Source organism: Enterococcus sp. DIV1208, assembly GCF_050530455.1.
In the GTDB taxonomy this organism is placed as follows: domain Bacteria; phylum Bacillota; class Bacilli; order Lactobacillales; family Enterococcaceae; genus Enterococcus_B; species Enterococcus_B hirae.
Window position 1 is genome coordinate 1795578 of the sequence record NZ_CP172887.1, and the last position, 16393, is coordinate 1811970.

Annotated in this window: 15 protein-coding genes and 1 pseudogene; 3 read left to right on the forward strand and 13 right to left on the reverse strand. The window is 37.9% G+C overall.

Going from position 1 to position 16393, the window contains the following annotated elements; all coding sequences use genetic code 11:
* Positions 1-20: 20 nt before the first annotated feature.
* Together IGK91_RS08240 and IGK91_RS08245 are read right to left on the reverse strand one after the other, a co-directional pair.
* The gene (locus IGK91_RS08240; RefSeq protein WP_010737897.1) at positions 21-515 is read right to left on the reverse strand and encodes a GNAT family N-acetyltransferase; all 495 of its coding nucleotides are present in this window, start codon (positions 513-515) and stop codon (positions 21-23) included.
* A 116-nt stretch (positions 516-631) separates the two neighbouring features.
* A complete protein-coding gene (locus IGK91_RS08245; RefSeq protein WP_010718433.1) occupies positions 632-745 on the reverse strand; it encodes a putative metal homeostasis protein in 114 nt (37 codons plus the stop codon).
* A 203-nt stretch (positions 746-948) separates the two neighbouring features.
* On the opposite strand from IGK91_RS08245, the gene IGK91_RS08250 reads away from it, so the two are divergent.
* Positions 949-1614: a helix-turn-helix transcriptional regulator gene (locus IGK91_RS08250; protein WP_181934361.1), complete on the forward strand. Its 666-nt coding sequence runs from the start codon at positions 949-951 to the stop codon at positions 1612-1614.
* Positions 1615-1869: 255 nt separating this feature from the next.
* On the opposite strand, the gene IGK91_RS08255 is transcribed toward IGK91_RS08250, so the two are convergent.
* The 4 genes and pseudogenes from IGK91_RS08255 to IGK91_RS08270 all read right to left on the reverse strand — a co-directional run bounded on the left by IGK91_RS08255 (position 1870) and on the right by IGK91_RS08270 (position 5001).
* Positions 1870-3288 (reverse strand): cation:dicarboxylate symporter family transporter, encoded by a 1419-nt coding sequence (locus tag IGK91_RS08255; RefSeq protein WP_010737899.1) that lies wholly within the window; start codon positions 3286-3288, stop codon positions 1870-1872.
* 14 nt (positions 3289-3302) lie between these two features.
* Complete coding sequence (locus IGK91_RS08260; RefSeq protein ID WP_309597270.1) at positions 3303-3725, reverse strand: hypothetical protein; 423 nt, start codon at positions 3723-3725, stop codon at positions 3303-3305.
* Between the two features lie 63 nt (positions 3726-3788).
* A pseudogene (locus IGK91_RS08265) lies at positions 3789-4630 on the reverse strand (FAD-dependent oxidoreductase); the annotation flags it as partial.
* A gap of 17 nt (positions 4631-4647) precedes the next feature.
* Entirely contained in the window at positions 4648-5001 is a 354-nt protein-coding gene (locus IGK91_RS08270) for a Rid family detoxifying hydrolase (protein WP_010737901.1), read from the reverse strand.
* A 266-nt stretch (positions 5002-5267) separates the two neighbouring features.
* On the opposite strand from IGK91_RS08270, the gene IGK91_RS08275 reads away from it, so the two are divergent.
* A complete protein-coding gene (locus tag IGK91_RS08275) occupies positions 5268-6407 on the forward strand; it encodes a trans-sulfuration enzyme family protein (RefSeq protein WP_081123460.1) in 1140 nt (379 codons plus the stop codon).
* A 237-nt stretch (positions 6408-6644) separates the two neighbouring features.
* Here IGK91_RS08275 and IGK91_RS08280 read toward each other — a convergent pair whose 3' ends face one another.
* The 3 genes from IGK91_RS08280 to IGK91_RS08290 form a co-directional block, all read right to left on the reverse strand.
* Complete coding sequence (locus tag IGK91_RS08280; protein WP_010737903.1) at positions 6645-7004, reverse strand: MerR family transcriptional regulator; 360 nt, start codon at positions 7002-7004, stop codon at positions 6645-6647.
* A gap of 266 nt (positions 7005-7270) precedes the next feature.
* Positions 7271-8677 (reverse strand): M24 family metallopeptidase, encoded by a 1407-nt coding sequence (locus tag IGK91_RS08285; RefSeq protein WP_034866856.1) that lies wholly within the window; start codon positions 8675-8677, stop codon positions 7271-7273.
* 10 nt (positions 8678-8687) lie between these two features.
* Positions 8688-9449, reverse strand: a complete 762-nt coding sequence (locus IGK91_RS08290) for a DeoR/GlpR family DNA-binding transcription regulator (RefSeq protein ID WP_010737906.1) — start codon at positions 9447-9449, stop codon at positions 8688-8690.
* A 260-nt stretch (positions 9450-9709) separates the two neighbouring features.
* Between IGK91_RS08290 and IGK91_RS08295 the strand changes: the two genes are divergently transcribed.
* A complete protein-coding gene (locus tag IGK91_RS08295; protein WP_228012171.1) occupies positions 9710-10267 on the forward strand; it encodes a pentapeptide repeat-containing protein in 558 nt (185 codons plus the stop codon).
* A 181-nt stretch (positions 10268-10448) separates the two neighbouring features.
* Here the strand turns inward: IGK91_RS08295 and IGK91_RS08300 are convergent, their stop codons facing one another.
* The 4 genes from IGK91_RS08300 to kdpB form a co-directional block, all read right to left on the reverse strand.
* Entirely contained in the window at positions 10449-11135 is a 687-nt protein-coding gene (locus IGK91_RS08300) for a response regulator transcription factor (RefSeq protein ID WP_010737908.1), read from the reverse strand.
* Between the two features lie 10 nt (positions 11136-11145).
* On the reverse strand, positions 11146-13728 hold the full coding sequence (locus IGK91_RS08305; RefSeq protein WP_274456562.1) for a sensor histidine kinase: 2583 nt from the start codon (positions 13726-13728) through the stop codon (positions 11146-11148).
* An 85-nt stretch (positions 13729-13813) separates the two neighbouring features.
* The gene (locus IGK91_RS08310; protein WP_034700806.1) at positions 13814-14347 is read right to left on the reverse strand and encodes a potassium-transporting ATPase subunit C; all 534 of its coding nucleotides are present in this window, start codon (positions 14345-14347) and stop codon (positions 13814-13816) included.
* Positions 14348-14359: 12 nt separating this feature from the next.
* Positions 14360-16390, reverse strand: a complete 2031-nt coding sequence (gene kdpB, locus IGK91_RS08315) for a potassium-transporting ATPase subunit KdpB (RefSeq protein WP_034700808.1) — start codon at positions 16388-16390, stop codon at positions 14360-14362.
* Positions 16391-16393: the final 3 nt, after the last annotated feature.

Below are 16393 nucleotides of genomic sequence, written 5' to 3' on the forward strand. Positions count from 1 at the left end.
TGAAACTACAGCTTATTTGATTAGCGATACGATTTTCCCCAAATAGCTAACCCAAGCAATCTCTCATCGATTTGCGCAACTTCAGGCAGTAGCCCCCATAAACAATAACCATTTTTTTCAAATAAACGTTGACTCGCTTGATTACTATCGAAGATAAAGGCTAGTACGGTCTCAATACCTAAGCCAGGGAGCTGTTTTTCTACAAAGTCCATAGCATACTGCCCAATACCTCTATGTTGATAGGTCTCATCAATATAAATACTGATTTCTACCGTTTGATCATATGCTGGTCGTCCATAAAAATCACTCAAACTGATCCAGCCAATGATTACTCCTGCTTCTTGCATGATCCATAGTGGGCGTTTCTTAGGATCATGGGCTTCAAACCATGCCAATTTATCCTCGATAGTTACGGGCGTTACATCGGCAGTTGATTGTTTCGTTAAAATCGATTGATTGTAAATCTCCACGATGCGAGGTAAATCTTCTTTAGCTGCTATAGAATAACGGATCATATAGTACACACCTTTTTTTGTTTAAAAACTATTATACCAGTTCAAATTTTTAAGACAAGAATCTACTGATAGGATCACTAATCAAAACAAACACGTTTTTTAGCAAATGATAGTTTTTACTTATTTTTATTACGTTTGTATTGATGAATGATTTTTAACGCTCTTTTTTTCGTTTTGATATTGGGGCTCTTTAGCCGACGATAAGCACTCGCTAAGTCTTGTTTTTCCATTGCTTTCTCCCTTTTTCAAGTCTATTTTTATCAAATAAACCGTTCACGAACTCAAATAGTAATGATTACGATTTATACAAACAATATAACTTCACCCAAAAAATTTGTCAATAAAAAATAAAATGAAATAACGATTATTTTATAATGTAAACAGCAAACAAAGATGGTATTATAAAGTAACAAAAAATTATCAAGGTGAGAAAATGAATAACACTCAATTAACGCTATATATATCCCTGGTCAAATTCCTCGGACAAGCTTTAGGGGAAAACTATGAAGTGGTTCTTCATCATCTGGAAGAAGGTCATTTTCATATCGCTGCCATTGAAAACAATCATATAAGTGGACGAGATATCCATTCTCCTGTTACTGGTTTCGCTTTAGAAATGGTGCGCTCAAAGAAATATCTTAAACAAGATTATTTAGTCAACTATGATGCACAAACAATCGACGGGAAAAAATTAAGAGGTGCCACTTTTTTTATACGCAATGATCAGCAGAAGATAGTCGGATTACTTTGCATTAATCAAGATATCAGCAAATATCAGTCACTCTCAAAGGAGATACTCGCATTAGCTGGCTTATCAACAGAAAAACAACCACTTGCAGTGTTTGATACAAATCACCTCCCCGAATCCGTTGAGATCTTGGAAGAAACCATTGAAGGGATTATCTACTCTATCGTCCCCTCCGATCTCTTGGACAAACAGACTCCTTTAAATAAAGAGTTGAAAATTAAAATCATTCGCCAATTAAATGAAAAAGGAATCTTCCAAATCAAAGGCGCCGTTTCACAAGTGGCTAAGATTCTCAACATATCAGATCCCAGCGTTTATCGTTACCTGAAGATTGCTGAAGGAGAAAAGTAAAGAGATTGCGAAAGCATCGGTTACCTCCAATGACAATAAGCAAGCATTTTTTTAACAGCTTCTCAGACATGATGGGCTTTGAAACTAAAGACGGCACTCCTCTTCACTAAGGCGTGCCGTCTTATTTCTTGGTTGTTTCACTTTTGAAACAGGCGAAAGCTATAGTAAAAACGATCTAATCAGCGAGTTGGTATCAACTCATTACCCAGATATCATTTGATCACTAATTGAACACATAACTTTTCCCATTGTCTATTACTCTTCTTCATTTTTTTTATTCAATGGTGCCAAAAACGCTTGTTTATCAAATGTTCCTTCCCACTTATCTACCATAATCGCAGAAACCATTGAGCCTGCGACGTTCAACATGGTACGTCCCATATCAACAATCGGATCGATACCAAATATCGCTCCAATACTTGCGATCGTGTGTCCAAACCCTAAGCCATTAAGAGTAACTGTCGCAGCAACGGTCGCCGTACCAGGTACACCAGCAATTCCGATGGATCCTACCGTAACGACAACGACCACCAAGAAATAAAAGGATAGATCCATTTCTGCGCCAACAGCTGATCCCATTAAAACACCAAGCATAGCAGGGAATACACCAGCACATCCATTCATACCAATCGAAGTTCCTAAAGTAGCAACAAAATTTGCCGTTTCTTGAGACACACCTAGATCTTCTTCCAGATTTTTCAAAGTATAAGGTAAAGTTCCTACACTTGAACGGGAAGAAAAAGCAAACAATAGTGTCGTAAATGCTTTTTTGTAAAAAACAATTGGATTCACACCCATGAATAGTAATAAAATGACATAAACGATCAACATCAAAAGAACACCAGTATATAGAGCTGCAATAAATCCGATCATTCCCATAATTGCTTGAATCCCTCTAGAAATAATTGTATTACTTACTAAAGCAACAACCCCATACGGCATCAACTTGATCACGTTAGTTAAAACGGAAATGACGGTTACTTTTAATGAGTCCAACAACGTAACAAAAGGTGCCACTTGATCCGGTTTTTTGACTTGTAAGAAGCGAATAGCTCCAGCAAACATAGCCGCTATGATCACAACCGATACAATACTCCCATTATCCCCCATCACACTAACTATATTGTTAGGTATCAGTTTCAAGAAAAATTCTGGGAAACTTTGCGAAGCAATATTACTAATACTTTCTGCTTTGTCTGCTGCCAAGTCTCCAGCAAACTCTGCACCGTTAAGCCGATAGAGTTTGACAACCGCAATCCCCAATGCCGCAGAGATAGCTGTAGTCCCTAGTAATGTTGCAAAAGTTTTTCCCGTCAAATATTTTAACCGTTCTCCTTTGACATCAATCACTACTTTGATAATCGATAAGAACACGACAGGAATAGCTAGCAACTGGATCATCTTCAAGAATCCTGAACCAACTAGGGCATACCAGGCATTGATTTCCGTTCGAGCAAATTCGGTATAAATTTCGCTATCGGAACCAATCAAATCAATGACAACCCCTAAAAGCAAACCAAGAATAAGAGCATAAATCATTCGTTTTGAGAAATTAATCCGTTTGTCTTTGAGGTACTTCATTACCCCAAGGGAGAGAATCAGCAAAGCGATTCCTCCCGCAGTATAATAATTACTTACTTTCAGAAATTGAGTAAAAAAAGGTGCATCGATCAATTTATTCATCCCCTTTATTTTGCAGTATTTGCTACAACATTTAGTGCTTCCCACGTAGAAGAAAAAGGTGGTGCATAAGCAAAATCAACAAATCCTAATTCTTCAGTCGTCATTTGAGCGTGTATCGCAACAGCTAAGCCAGTCGCACGAAGAACTGTTTCATTTTTCCCGAATAGTTGGGCACCATACAACACTTTTGTTTGTCGGTCATAAACCAGTTTGATCATGATTTTTTCTTGAGTTCCATAATAATTCGAGTGATTCATTGTCTCAATACAAGTCGTTTTGATATCTAATCCTTTTTCTCTTGCCATTTTTTCAGTGATACCAGTCGCTGCTGCCTCGTACTCTCCTACTTTGATCGCACTACTGCCTAATGTCCCTGAATATTCCTGCATCTGTACACCGCTAAGATTGACCCCAACGATCCGTCCCATTTTATTCGCTGTAGTCGCTAAAGGAAGGTAAATATCCCCTAAGATTCGATGGGGAATCGAAGCACAGTCACCTGCCGCAAATACATCTTTTTGAGACGTTCTCCCGTATGTATCGATTTTAATTGCACCATTTCCTAACAATTCCAATTGATCATTCAAAAAGCTGGTATTAGGAACAAATCCAGCAGCAACGATCACCGCATCCGCCTGATAACTTCCTCTATTCGTTTTGACAGCTACCACTTGTTCATGATTTTTTCGATCTCTAGAACAGACTCCTCCAAGGAAACCCTTACATTTTCTTCTTCAATAGCTTCTTTAATTTTAGTAGAAAATTCCGGATCAAATGAACGATTCATCAAGTGAGGAGCCATCTCGATCAAATGAATATTTTTTCCTGCTTTCGTTAACTGATCAGCTACTTCAATGCCAATAAATCCACCACCCAGGATGACAATATTTTGATAATTTGATAATTCTTGCTGTAGTCGTTTGACTTCATTAAGTTTTGTAATCGTATATACATCACTAGAATCAATACCAGCAATGTTAGGAACAAACGGCTTTGCACCGACAGCCAGCATCAGACGATCATAAGTTTCATGACTCACTTCATTTGTACTTAAATTTTTTACAGCTAACGTTTTAGTGGCAAATTCGATTGATTCTACTCGATGGCGCAACAATAATTTAATTCCTAAACGTTCGATTTGTTCAGGCGTTCGAGCAAACATCTCTTGTTCATCATTAAATTCTTCGCCTAAATAATAAGGAAGCCCACAAGCGCCGAAAGAGATATAATCCTCTTGTTCAATCACGATGATTTCTGCATCTGGATTGACTCTCTTTGCTTTGGCCGCTGCGCTCATTCCTGCAGCAATTCCACCAATGATTATTATTTTCATTCTTTCTTCCTCTTTTCTTATGCTTTAGATAAAACCCATTCGATTTCTATTAAAGCATCTTTTGGTAAGGCAACGACTTGAAAAGCTGATCGTGCTGGGAAACGTTCACCAAAGTGTTCTGCGTACACTTGATTAAATGCTTCAAAATGATTCATATCTGTTAGAAAACAAGTCGTTTTAACCACTTGATTCATGGTCAAGTCTAGCTCCTCCAACACTTGTGATATATTGATCATAATTTGGTTCGCTTGTGCTTTAATCTCTTCAGAAACGATTTCACCAGTGGTTGGATCGATTGGTAACTGTCCAGAAACAAAGATCAAGTCTCCCGCCACGCGATATTTTTCATACGGTAATTTGTTGCTACTCATTCTTTTCCTCCTTTAATAATTTTTTATCATAGAATACAATTACACTAAAAAATTATCATATATTTTTAAGGCAGTCAACCACTTTCAGAGTTTTTAAAAACCGCAAAAATTCTTTTATTTAAAATAAAATTATAAAAACTAATGTTATTTAAAATCTAACGCAAGCAATTAATTTCATTGATAATTTTTTATCAAGAAAGCGTTGACATAACGGAAATGAATGTGTTATTTTTGAGATACATGAAGTAGGTTTGGAGGAAACCCATATGAATATCAATACAAAAATTCTACACGATTACCCAGTCATCGACCCAGTTACAGGCGCATCGTCGATACCTAAATATCAAACTTCCACGTTTCATCAAAAAAATGTCTTCACTCACACAGGTTTTAGTTACACTCGTTTTGGTAACCCTACTGTCGAAGCGGCGGAAAAATGTATTGCTTCATTAGAAAACGCGCAGTTCGGTTTAGCCTTTTCATCAGGAATGGCTGCTATTAACGCTGTCCTGTTCCTTTTATCCAAAGGAGATCATTTAGTACTAGGTAAAAATATTTATGGTGGAACCTTCCAAAGCATCCATCTTTTCTTAGCTCGTTTCGGGATCGATTGCACTTTTGTTGATGAAACGGATATTGATTCTTGGCAAAAAGCGATTAAAAAAGAAACAAAAATGTTTTACATTGAAACTCCTTCCAATCCATTATTAACAATCACTGATATAAAGAAAGTGACTGAATTGGCTAACGAGTATCAGATCTTAACAGTTGCAGATAATACATTTATGACACCCATTTCACAACATCCTTTAGATTTAGGTGTTGATATCGTGATACATAGTGCAACAAAGTTTATCAATGGACATAGTGACGTTGTTGCAGGTTTGGTCGCTACAAATAACGAGGAGCTGTATCAGCAATTAAAGGAACATCAAAAAGCACTGGGCGGGATTTTGGGTCCTGAAGATGCTTGGCTACTATTGCGCGGCGTTAAAACGCTGGGGTTAAGAATGGAAAAATCAGTTCGAAACGCTAGTGAATTAGCTAACTTTCTCGTCAATCATCCGAAAGTAACAAACGTTTATTATCCTGGTCTTGAACAGCATGCTGGACATTCGATCCATCAAAAACAATGCGAAGACTGTGGTGCTATTTTGTCATTTGAAGTAGATTCAGTTAAGCAAATTGAAACCTTATTCACACACTGTCGTGTACCAATCGTAGCTGTCAGTCTCGGCGGTGTGGAATCCATCCTTTCTTATCCTTGGGCGATGTCTCATGCCAGTATGCCTGAAAAGGATCGATTAGCGATGGGTGTCACTGAAACTTTAGTTCGGCTTTCATGCGGGATCGAAGATGTAGAAGATTTGATCGCTAATCTTGATGATGCGTTAAATGCTATGTAGTTTCACTCACTGTCTGATATTCATGGTGAGTTCTATCATCGAAAATAAGCCGGATAGTCCCAAAATAGTTCCTCCTATTTGGGACTATCCGGCTTATTTCTTAGAGTTAGACACTTCCGACACGCCTTCTTTTTCATCAAAATTTTTTTATTTCATCATCGGTAAAAATTTCAGAACTGTTGTATTTGGGCTATAAAAGTTCTCTTAACCAACTGTTGGCTAACATGGACTAATATCTTATTGTTCTAATAAATACCGATCGTAATTCTCGATTTTCTTATGTAATCGTGTTAAACACTCTTGCATCTCATCGATCTTTTGAATCAAATGCTGTCTTTCTGTCATCAATAATTGCTTCCTAGCAGCAATTGTCTGGTCTCCTTGCTTACACAATTTATTGTATTCGATCAACGACTCAATGGATAAGCCAGCATTTCTCATACAAATTGTAAAATCTACCCAGTTGAGGTCTTCTTCTGTATAATCACGGATTCCGCCTTTCGTGCGATGTACAGGTGGAATGAGACCAATTTTCTCATAATAACGTAATGTATCGGGCGAGATCCCTTTCGTTTCACTCACTTGTTTGATGTTCATAGTCGATATCCCCTTTTTTCTGTTCCATCTCGTTCATAAACGACTATCCTAACATTTATCTGCTTGGACAAACCCAATAAACGAATGGAGATTTATGCATGATCATCGTCGCATTTGAAACAACGTACAAAAAATGATCTAGTCTTTCGGCTCTCACTATAAGGGATTTTTCTCAAAAAAGCTAGCAGACCTAAAAAATTCGAGAAGTAACGAACCATACAGCTCCTGTTACTCCTACGAATTTTCTCTTATCATTCACTCGTACATCAAGATGTGGATTTTATTCTTTGTACACGAAATGCTTGATTCTTTGCTAAATAAAAAGGGCGTAAGTATGCAACCGTGTTGGAAAGCGGTAAAATATCTTTACTTAAATCAATGTTTAGCACTTCTTTCAAATACGTTTGACGAATCATAATGCGTTGCCATAATTCTGGGTACTTTTCTTTGATTTTTGCTTGCAGTGCCTCATCAGCTAATACCACACATTCTTCCGCACTAACACCTGTATAACCCGGAACTGAAGGAATGATATCTAGTTGAAAAATCATCCCACTTTCAAGTATTTCTTGCGACTCTTGATAAATAGGTGAAGCTAACCACTCTTCATCTGCTGTCAAGTGACCAGGATTTAAATGCCAATGGAACTGTTTTTTTGGTAAAACAGTCTCAACTAGTTGATAAACTTCTTCGCCTCTCATCCCCACTTTGATTGTTTCTAACCAATGAACAATTGCTTGAAAATAAGGTTTAGCCACTTTTTCTAAATAATCCGCTTGCTCTGACGGAAGTTGTTTTTCATGTTCGATGACAAACCCTGTTCTGCTAGATAGACCACCTTTAAACCCAGTAGTTAAAGACAACGCATCCCCAAGTTTAATTGTTTTATCGGTTGGGTAAAGATTAGCATATTCGAAACGTTGCCCTGTCGCAGCAATTGTCACTACCGTGTTCGGTTGTCCTTTTCCATTTAACAATGCTCCAATTTCAGACTCTTTTACACCTACTTCAATCTTGTTTAGTGCTTGTAACATGCAACTAGAAGCTAGATTGGCACCAAATTCATAATGAGCGATCTCATTGGCATTATTTGTTCTCCGTATTCCTTTTTCCCCGATCAACAGCGAACTAGCATTTAGTAGTTCAGTCGTTTCACCTTTTACTTTTTCGATTGCTTCAATAATAAAGTGAGGAACATCGAATAGCTTGGTCGCTTCTTTCTTCCGTGTAGTAAACATTTTCCAACCAACTACCCCGATTTTTTTCTTTTCAACGAACCCTAACGAGGTAAATAATTGTTCTAAAGGTTGTTCGTGATCCATTGGTTGATTCGGCAATGAAAAAGGTGGATAATGAACCAATTCTGATTGGATTCGTGCATGTTTACATAGTTTCAGATTTTCATTTCCCAAAATCAAGGTACTTTTTCCACTATTTTCCATAACAAATAATCCTTCTTCAAACCGTGGAATAAATCCTGTAAAATATTCAAAATTGCTACCATGCTCACGATCTGCATAAATGATTAGTGTGTCAATCGCTTCTTCTCTCATCCTTTGTATCATTCGTTTTTTTCTCATCTCAATCGTTTCATCTGTTAAGAAAACCGGTGAGACATCTGCAAATGTTTTCGGCTCAGTCAACACATCTAAAATTATATTTATCTTTTCCATACTTACTCCTTTATTGATCTAATATAAGACATTCCACCTGATTATTTATCAAAGCTTGTTGCAACTGCTTGCTGGGAGGTTGATCTGTTACTAGAAAATCAATCTCTTTTAAATCACAAACCTTAAAAAAACCGGTTTTATCCATTTTTGTATGATCTGCTAAAGCAACCACCGTTTTTGCCTGTTTGACCATTTGGCGTTTGACAAGTCCTTCTTCTTCCGTATGGATGAATATCCCTTCAGACGATAAAGCAAAAACACCTAAAAATGTATAGTCTACACTGTATTGTTTTAATTTCTCAATAGTATCTGAGCCATGTAAAAAAAGTTGTGTTTTGTGCAATTTTCCCGGCAATAGCGTAATCGTAGTTGCTGACCTTTTTGCTAACAGCATCGCATGAGTCAAAGAATTAGTGATAGCTGTCAAAGGTTTCATCCCTATTTGATTGATCACACTTTCTACAGTAGTGGAGGAATCGAAAATAACCGATGAATTGTCTTTAATGATAGCTGCAGCGGTTTTTCCTAACTGAAGTTTCACTCCATTTAATTTAGTTGAACGTTGCTCATAATCAAAAATAGTTGCTTCTCTTTCTAATAAAATCGCTCCGCCGTGTGTTCTGCGAACTATATTTTTTTCTTCTAACTTCATTAAATCACGTCTGATCGTGTCTTTAGATACTTCCAGCTGTTCTGCTAAGTCATCAATCGCAGCATTTTGTTTTTCTTTCATGATTTTGATTATTTTTTTCAAACGAATTTCCCTCAGCATGAAACCGCCTCCCTTAAGTCACTTTACTACAGTTTGCAACATTTTGCAATATTTTGCAATTTATCGCATTTTGTCGCAAAAAAATCGCCAAATGCAATCAAATGATTTGTGCTATAATAAGCAGACAACGATGATTCCGTTACTGATATGAAAAAATCTTATATAGGAAAGTAGATGAATCTATGAAAATCGTTCCTCCAAAAATTTCTCCCACATTACCACTTAAGCCCTTTTCTACAATCTATTCCGAAGAGGAACCAATGCTTGAAATGTGCAAAGTAGTCAATGACGAAGCAATCGAAGCATTTTTCGATCGTCCACGTTTTTACAATATGGAATTTGATCACTGTCAATTTACAAATAGCGATTTTAGTCAGGTCGAGTTCGTAGATGTTCGCTTTACAAATTGTGATCTTTCCAACGTCAATATGACAAAAGCCTCTATCCACCGAGTAGAATTTATCAATTGCAAACTACTTGGGACAACCTTTCAAGAATCAACGATTAAAAACGTTACTTTTAAAGATTGTCTAATCAATCTAGCTGCTTTTGGCTATGCTAAAATGGAGAATAATCAATTTTGCCATTGTTCATTGGAAAACGCCGATCTTTATCATTGTCACTTCAAAGGAATCATTTTTGACAATTGTGAATTGAACGAAGCGAATTTTCAGCAAACCTCTTTAAAAGGCGTTGATTTAAGCTCCTCTAATTTTGAAACATTAGGCATTACGATCAATGAATTAAAAGGTTGCCAGGTCTCAACCTACCAGGCCTTAAAATTCTCTACATTGTTAGGTCTAATTATAAAAGAGTAAGTGAATAACCTAGGTTTAATTCCCTAGAAGTAATACGATGAACACCATAAAAAGGTCATGAAAGATACAGCTAGCTCTGCTCTGCTTTGCTCGGAGCTATTTGCTTCTTTTATAACCTTTTTTAATTATCTTTCTCGGATCTAATACTTATTAAACAGACTTCACTGTTTCATCTTTATGTTTACGAGCGGTAATCACGTAAGCGATAACCAATACCAATTTCAGTAATGATATATTCAGGCTTCAACGTATTTGTTTCAATTTTTTTGCGGATATTTGACATATTGACTCGCAAAATTTGGGAATCTTCGCTGTATGGTCCCCATACTTGGGTCATTAAGGTTTGATAAGTGACTACTTTACCAATCTGCTCAAATAAACATTTAAGTAATCGATATTCATTTTTTGTTAAATGGATTTCTTGGTCATTTTTATAAACCAACTGCTTATCAAAATCGATTTTCAATGCATTATTTACTACGATCAACGTCTGTTCTTCTTTGGTTTTCTTATGGCGTAAAGCTGTTCTTATACGAGCTAGAAGTTCGTTAGTCCCGAAAGGTTTGGTGACGTAATCATCTGCTCCTAAATCAAGGGCGGCTACTTTTTCATTTTCGTCCTTTCGTGCAGAGATTACCACGATCGGAAGATCCATCCGTTTCCTCAATATTTTCAAGAGATCCATTCCATCAATATCAGGTAAACCTAGATCAAGTAAAATGACATCAAATGTTTCTGCCTGTAAAGCAGTTAAAGCTTCCATCCCATTTGCTGCTACCGTTAATCTATATTGTTCTCGCTCAAAAACCACTTCCATGAAGTCGGTAATATTGGGATCATCTTCAATCAATAAGATCATCTTATTCATAAAAAACTCCTTACTTTAAATAGATTCGGACAATCGTTTCCCCATTATCGGCAATCATCTCCATTTGTCCGTTATGAGCACGAATGATCGTGTTGACAATACTTAAACCAATTCCCAATCCGTTTTTAGAATCAACAGGCACCTCATTTGGTTGAGTCAGATTATTTTGGATTTTTTGAAATTGTTCAATAGGAATCTCACCCTTATTTCTAATCTCAATCCTCGTTTCTTCTCCATTTTGGCTCACAGTCAATCGTACAGGTTGCTGTTTTTCACCGTGTCTCAAAGCATTCTCAATCAAATTGAACAAAGCTTGTTCAATTAAAATAGGATCTGCTTGGATGAATAGCATGTTTTCTGGTAATACGACATCTAATTGGCTATCTGGATACACTTTTTTCAAATGACTATACACAGCTTCGATAATTTCTTCAATCGGTTCCGCTGATTTATTCACTTTCATTGTATTCATATTGATCCGTGTAATCGATAATAAATTTTCCACCATCCGAATCAACCATTGGGACTCATCTTGAATATCTTGCAATAATTTTTGTTGGGTTTCTTTCGACACACTTTTTTCATTGTTTAACGTCTCCGCAATCCCTGAAATTGCCGTTAATGGTGTCCGCAAATCATGCGAGACCGCTCGGAGCAAATTGCTGCGGACTCTTTCTCGTTCATTCTCAAGTTCGATTTGCTCTTTCTCATTTTTCAATTGATTTTGTTCCAGAATCGTTGCCAATTGTGTAATGAGCAACTTTAAATAGTTTAGTTGATCGTTTTGTAGGTCGTGGGAATGACTTCGTTCCATTCCTAAAACAGCTACGACTTTTCCATTAGTAAGGATCGGTAAATAGAATCCTTTTGCTCCTCCGAGGGTATCGGTTCCATTTCCTGCTTCCTGTTGGTTTTTTGCTGTCCAAACAGCTACTGCAATTTCTTCACTGATGTTAAGTCTTGATTTTTTCCGATCGACACGATGCACACTTTTCACTTGTCCTTCAGAATCAAAGAGAACCACTTCCCGATCTAACAAACGTGAAAGATACGTCGCAGTAATATCAAAAATTTGTTGTTGATCTTGTGCTAACACATATTGTTTATTCAATTCATAAAGAATTTCCATTTGATGCTCTTTTTCCATAGAATAAACTGCTTGTTTTTTTAACCGCACCATTAAGTTACTAATCATCAGAGCAACTAAAAACATGATCAAAAGAGTGAACGGATAGCCTTGTTTATAGACTGTCAATGAATAAAGCGGCTCAACAAAAAACCAATTGAACGATAGTACACTAAGGATTGATGCTAAAGCGCTCCAAAAATAACCGGAAGTCATCCGAGCGACTAATAAGACGAAAAAGAGATAGATCAACATCAGATTTTGATCGCCGACGTTCAAATACTGCATCAACTCAGTAATTAAAGTGGCACAAAAAACAGCACCTAATGCATACCCTAGATCTTTCCCGCCGCCTTCAATGATTTTTCTTGTATGAAATAAAAAAGACGGTCTAGTTTCTTGAAATGGGATCAAATGGATCTCTGTATCATTCAATCGCTTCAGCAATCGGTTTTCAAACGATTCTAAAAATAATCGTTCATACCATGGTTGTCGTAGATTCTTTCCCATGATGATATCTGTGATACCAGTCATTTTAGCGTATTCAACGATCGTTTCAAAGCTTCCTTCTTCTTCCATACTGATCACTTCTCCACCAAGTTTGTCAGCAAGTGGTAAGTTTGTCGGCGTGTCTTCATGTGAACGAATCTGAATAACGACCCATTGCGCACCTAAGCCCTGCGCTAATCTTGCAGTCCAACGAATACACTTTTCTGCCATTTTAGGAAAATCGTCATTAACAATAGTCAACAACTTGCTTTGGATTCGATTGGTTTGACTACTAACTTGATTGATATGGTCGGAAGCTCTTTGGATCGCTAAACCTCTCAGATGATTCAACTTTTGTGGGGTAAAAAAATTTTTTAAGGCTCGTTTTGCATTTTCGTTGGTATAGATCTTTCCTTCTTCTAACCGTAAGATCAATTCTTCCGGCTCAACATCGATCACTTTCAAAGATGCTTGTTGAAAGAAAGTATCTGGCACGGTTTCTTTTACTTCCACACCTGTTACATTAACAACAACATCATTCAAACTTTCGATATGTTGCACATTAATCGTTGTAAAAACGTTGATTCCAGCATTCAGTAACTCTGCCACGTCTTGGTAACGTTTCTTATTTCTTGAACCATGCGCATTGGTGTGTGCTAATTCATCGATCAAAACTACTTCGGGCTTTCGCTTGATCAAGCGATCAATATCAGGTTCAAATAAAGTGATTGATTTGTAATTGATTTCTTTGGGTGGGATCTGAGGCATACCTTCGAGTAGTTGATTCGTTTCTGGTCGATCATGAGGCTCAATATAGCCAATCACGACATCTTTACCTAAGGCAAATAATTCTCTAGCTTCTAAGAGCATCGCATACGTTTTACCGACACCAGCCGCAAAACCAAAGAATACTCTTAGTTTGCCCTTCTTCCCTTGCTGTCTTTGCATAAAATCTTCTGATACACTCGATAACGACATCCTTTCCCCCTCCAACTTATCCTTTATGTAAGTCTGAGCCATTTTCTGATTGGCTAAAACCAATCAAGAAAATGGCTAGAACCGATTATGAATCAGACATCTGATCTAACGAAAGATTCAATTGTAATACATTAACGTATTTGCGGTCTGAAAACCAATCCTTATGGCTGTTTTTTTCTATTATAGCATAGATATCCGCTTCTTTAAGACCTCGCTCTTGAGCGATTTTTGACACTTGAAAATTGGCTGCTTCCACACTGATATCCGGGTCTACACCACTTGCCGAAGCAGTCACTAGATCCACCGGAACTTCTTTTTGCGCTGGGTTTTCTTGAAGTTGTTTTTTCGTTCTCTGTTCCACACGTGAAGCCTGTTCCTTGGATACCGGTGACAGTTGGCTAACTTTTTCATTCCGTCCAGAAAAATAGCGAGTTGATTCAAAAGGTTGCCCAATCAACTTCGAACCTATGACTTTCCCATCATTGGTAACTTGGCTACCATTAGCTTGTTCATTGAAAAATAGTTGACCGACCCCGGTAACTAGTAATGTATAACCCCCTCCAAAAACAAGTAAACTTAACAATAAAAAACGAATACTTCCCATAACTGTTTTTCGCATCACTTTTCTCCTTTACAAAATCACGAATGATAAAATGACATCAATCAGTTTGATAAAAATAAATGGTGCAATGACCCCTCCTAATCCGTAGACAAGTAGATTATGTCTTAGGATTTGACTAGCTGGTTTTTCCTGGTAAGCAACACCTTTCAGCGCTAACGGGATCAATGCCACAATCACCACCGCGTTATAAATGACCGCAGATAAAATAGCTGTTAAAGGCGTACTAAGTCCCATGATGTTCAATTGATCTAGTTGTGGATAGATGCTATAGAACAAGACTGGGATCACCGCAAAATATTTAGCAACATCATTGGCAATACTAAAGGTCGTTAACGCTCCACGAGTCATCAATAGTTGTTTGCCGATTTGAACTACTTGCAGGAGCTTCGTAGGGCTTGAATCTAAGTCGATCATGTTCCCTGCTTCTTTGGCAGCCTGGGTTCCTGTATTCATTGCCATCGCTACATCAGCTTGTGCTAATGCCGGAGCATCATTCGTTCCATCACCCGTCATTGCTACAAGGTGACCTTTTTCTTGGTACTCACGGATTAATTCCATTTTGTTTTCTGGTGTTGCTTCTGCCAAAAAGTCATCAACGCCCGCTTCTGCTGCAATCGCTGCCGCCGTCATGGGATTATCCCCTGTGATCATGATCGTTTTGATCCCCATTTTCCGCATATCCGCAAATTTTTCTTTCACACCATTTTTTACAATGTCTTTGAGATAAACGACACCTAAAACTTGGTAATTTTTGACAACTACTAATGGGGTTCCCCCTGCACGTGCGATTTGAGCCACTAATTGATCGCATTCTTCAGGATAGGTATGTCCATTTGCTTCCACGTATTTTTTCATAGTGTCAGCCGCGCCTTTACGAATTTCGTCCCCGCGATAATCGATCCCGCTCATTCTTGTTTTGGCACTAAAATCAATAAATTTCACCTCAGATTGCTGAAATTCACGTTCCCGTAGATTGAATCGTTCTTTGGCTAAAATCACAATGCTTCTGCCTTCTGCTGTTTCATCTGCCAAAGAGGAAAGTTGGGCAGCATCCGCCAGTTCTCGTTCACTCACTTGATGAACTGGTAAAAATTCACTTGCACGTCGATTGCCCAGCGTAATCGTTCCTGTTTTATCCAATAATAAGACATCGACGTCTCCTGCCGCTTCGATTGCTCGACCACTCATGGCAATGACATTTTCTTTTGTCAATCGACTCATACCAGCAATACCGATCGAAGAGATCAACGCACCAATTGTCGTGGGTGCTAAACAAATCAATAACGCAATCACAATGATTAAAGAAAGCGGGCCACCTTTTCCTGCTAGCAGACTACTAAAGTGAGTAAACGGGATCAGCGTAATCGAAACTGTTAAGAAAATGATCGTCAAAGTGATCAAAAAGATTTGCAGCCCGATTTCATTGGGTGTTTTTTTTCGTTGGGTGCCTTCCACCATCGCAATCATTTTATCTAAAAATGATTGCCCGTTTTCGGAAGTGACCCGTATCACTAAATAATCAGAGACGACTGTCGTTCCTCCTGTCACAGCGCTTCGATCCCCTCCGGATTCCCGAATGACTGGTGCTGATTCTCCAGTAATGGCACTTTCATCGACGGAGGCAGCCCCTTCAATAACGTCCCCGTCTGCTGGGATTTGTTCACCTGCCTGGACATAAACCAGATCGCCTTTTTTCAAATCAGAAGAACGGATCTCAATAAAGTTTTTTTCTTGCACATCTTCTAAACGGGTGATCTTATAGGTCATTACTTCTTTCTTCGCTTGCTTCAAACTATCCGCTTGTGCCTTCCCACGACCTTCAGCAACGGCTTCAGCAAAATTGGCAAATAATAGAGTCAACCATAAGAAAACCGTAATCGCAAGACTAAACCATAACGGTACATCCATCGGGTAAAAACACAAAATGGTTGTCAAAATCGCGCCTAAATAGACAACAAACATGACTGGGTTTCTTAATTGCTGTCGTGGGTCCAACTTCTTGAACGATTGACCCACAGCCCATAAATAGATTTTTTTCATTTT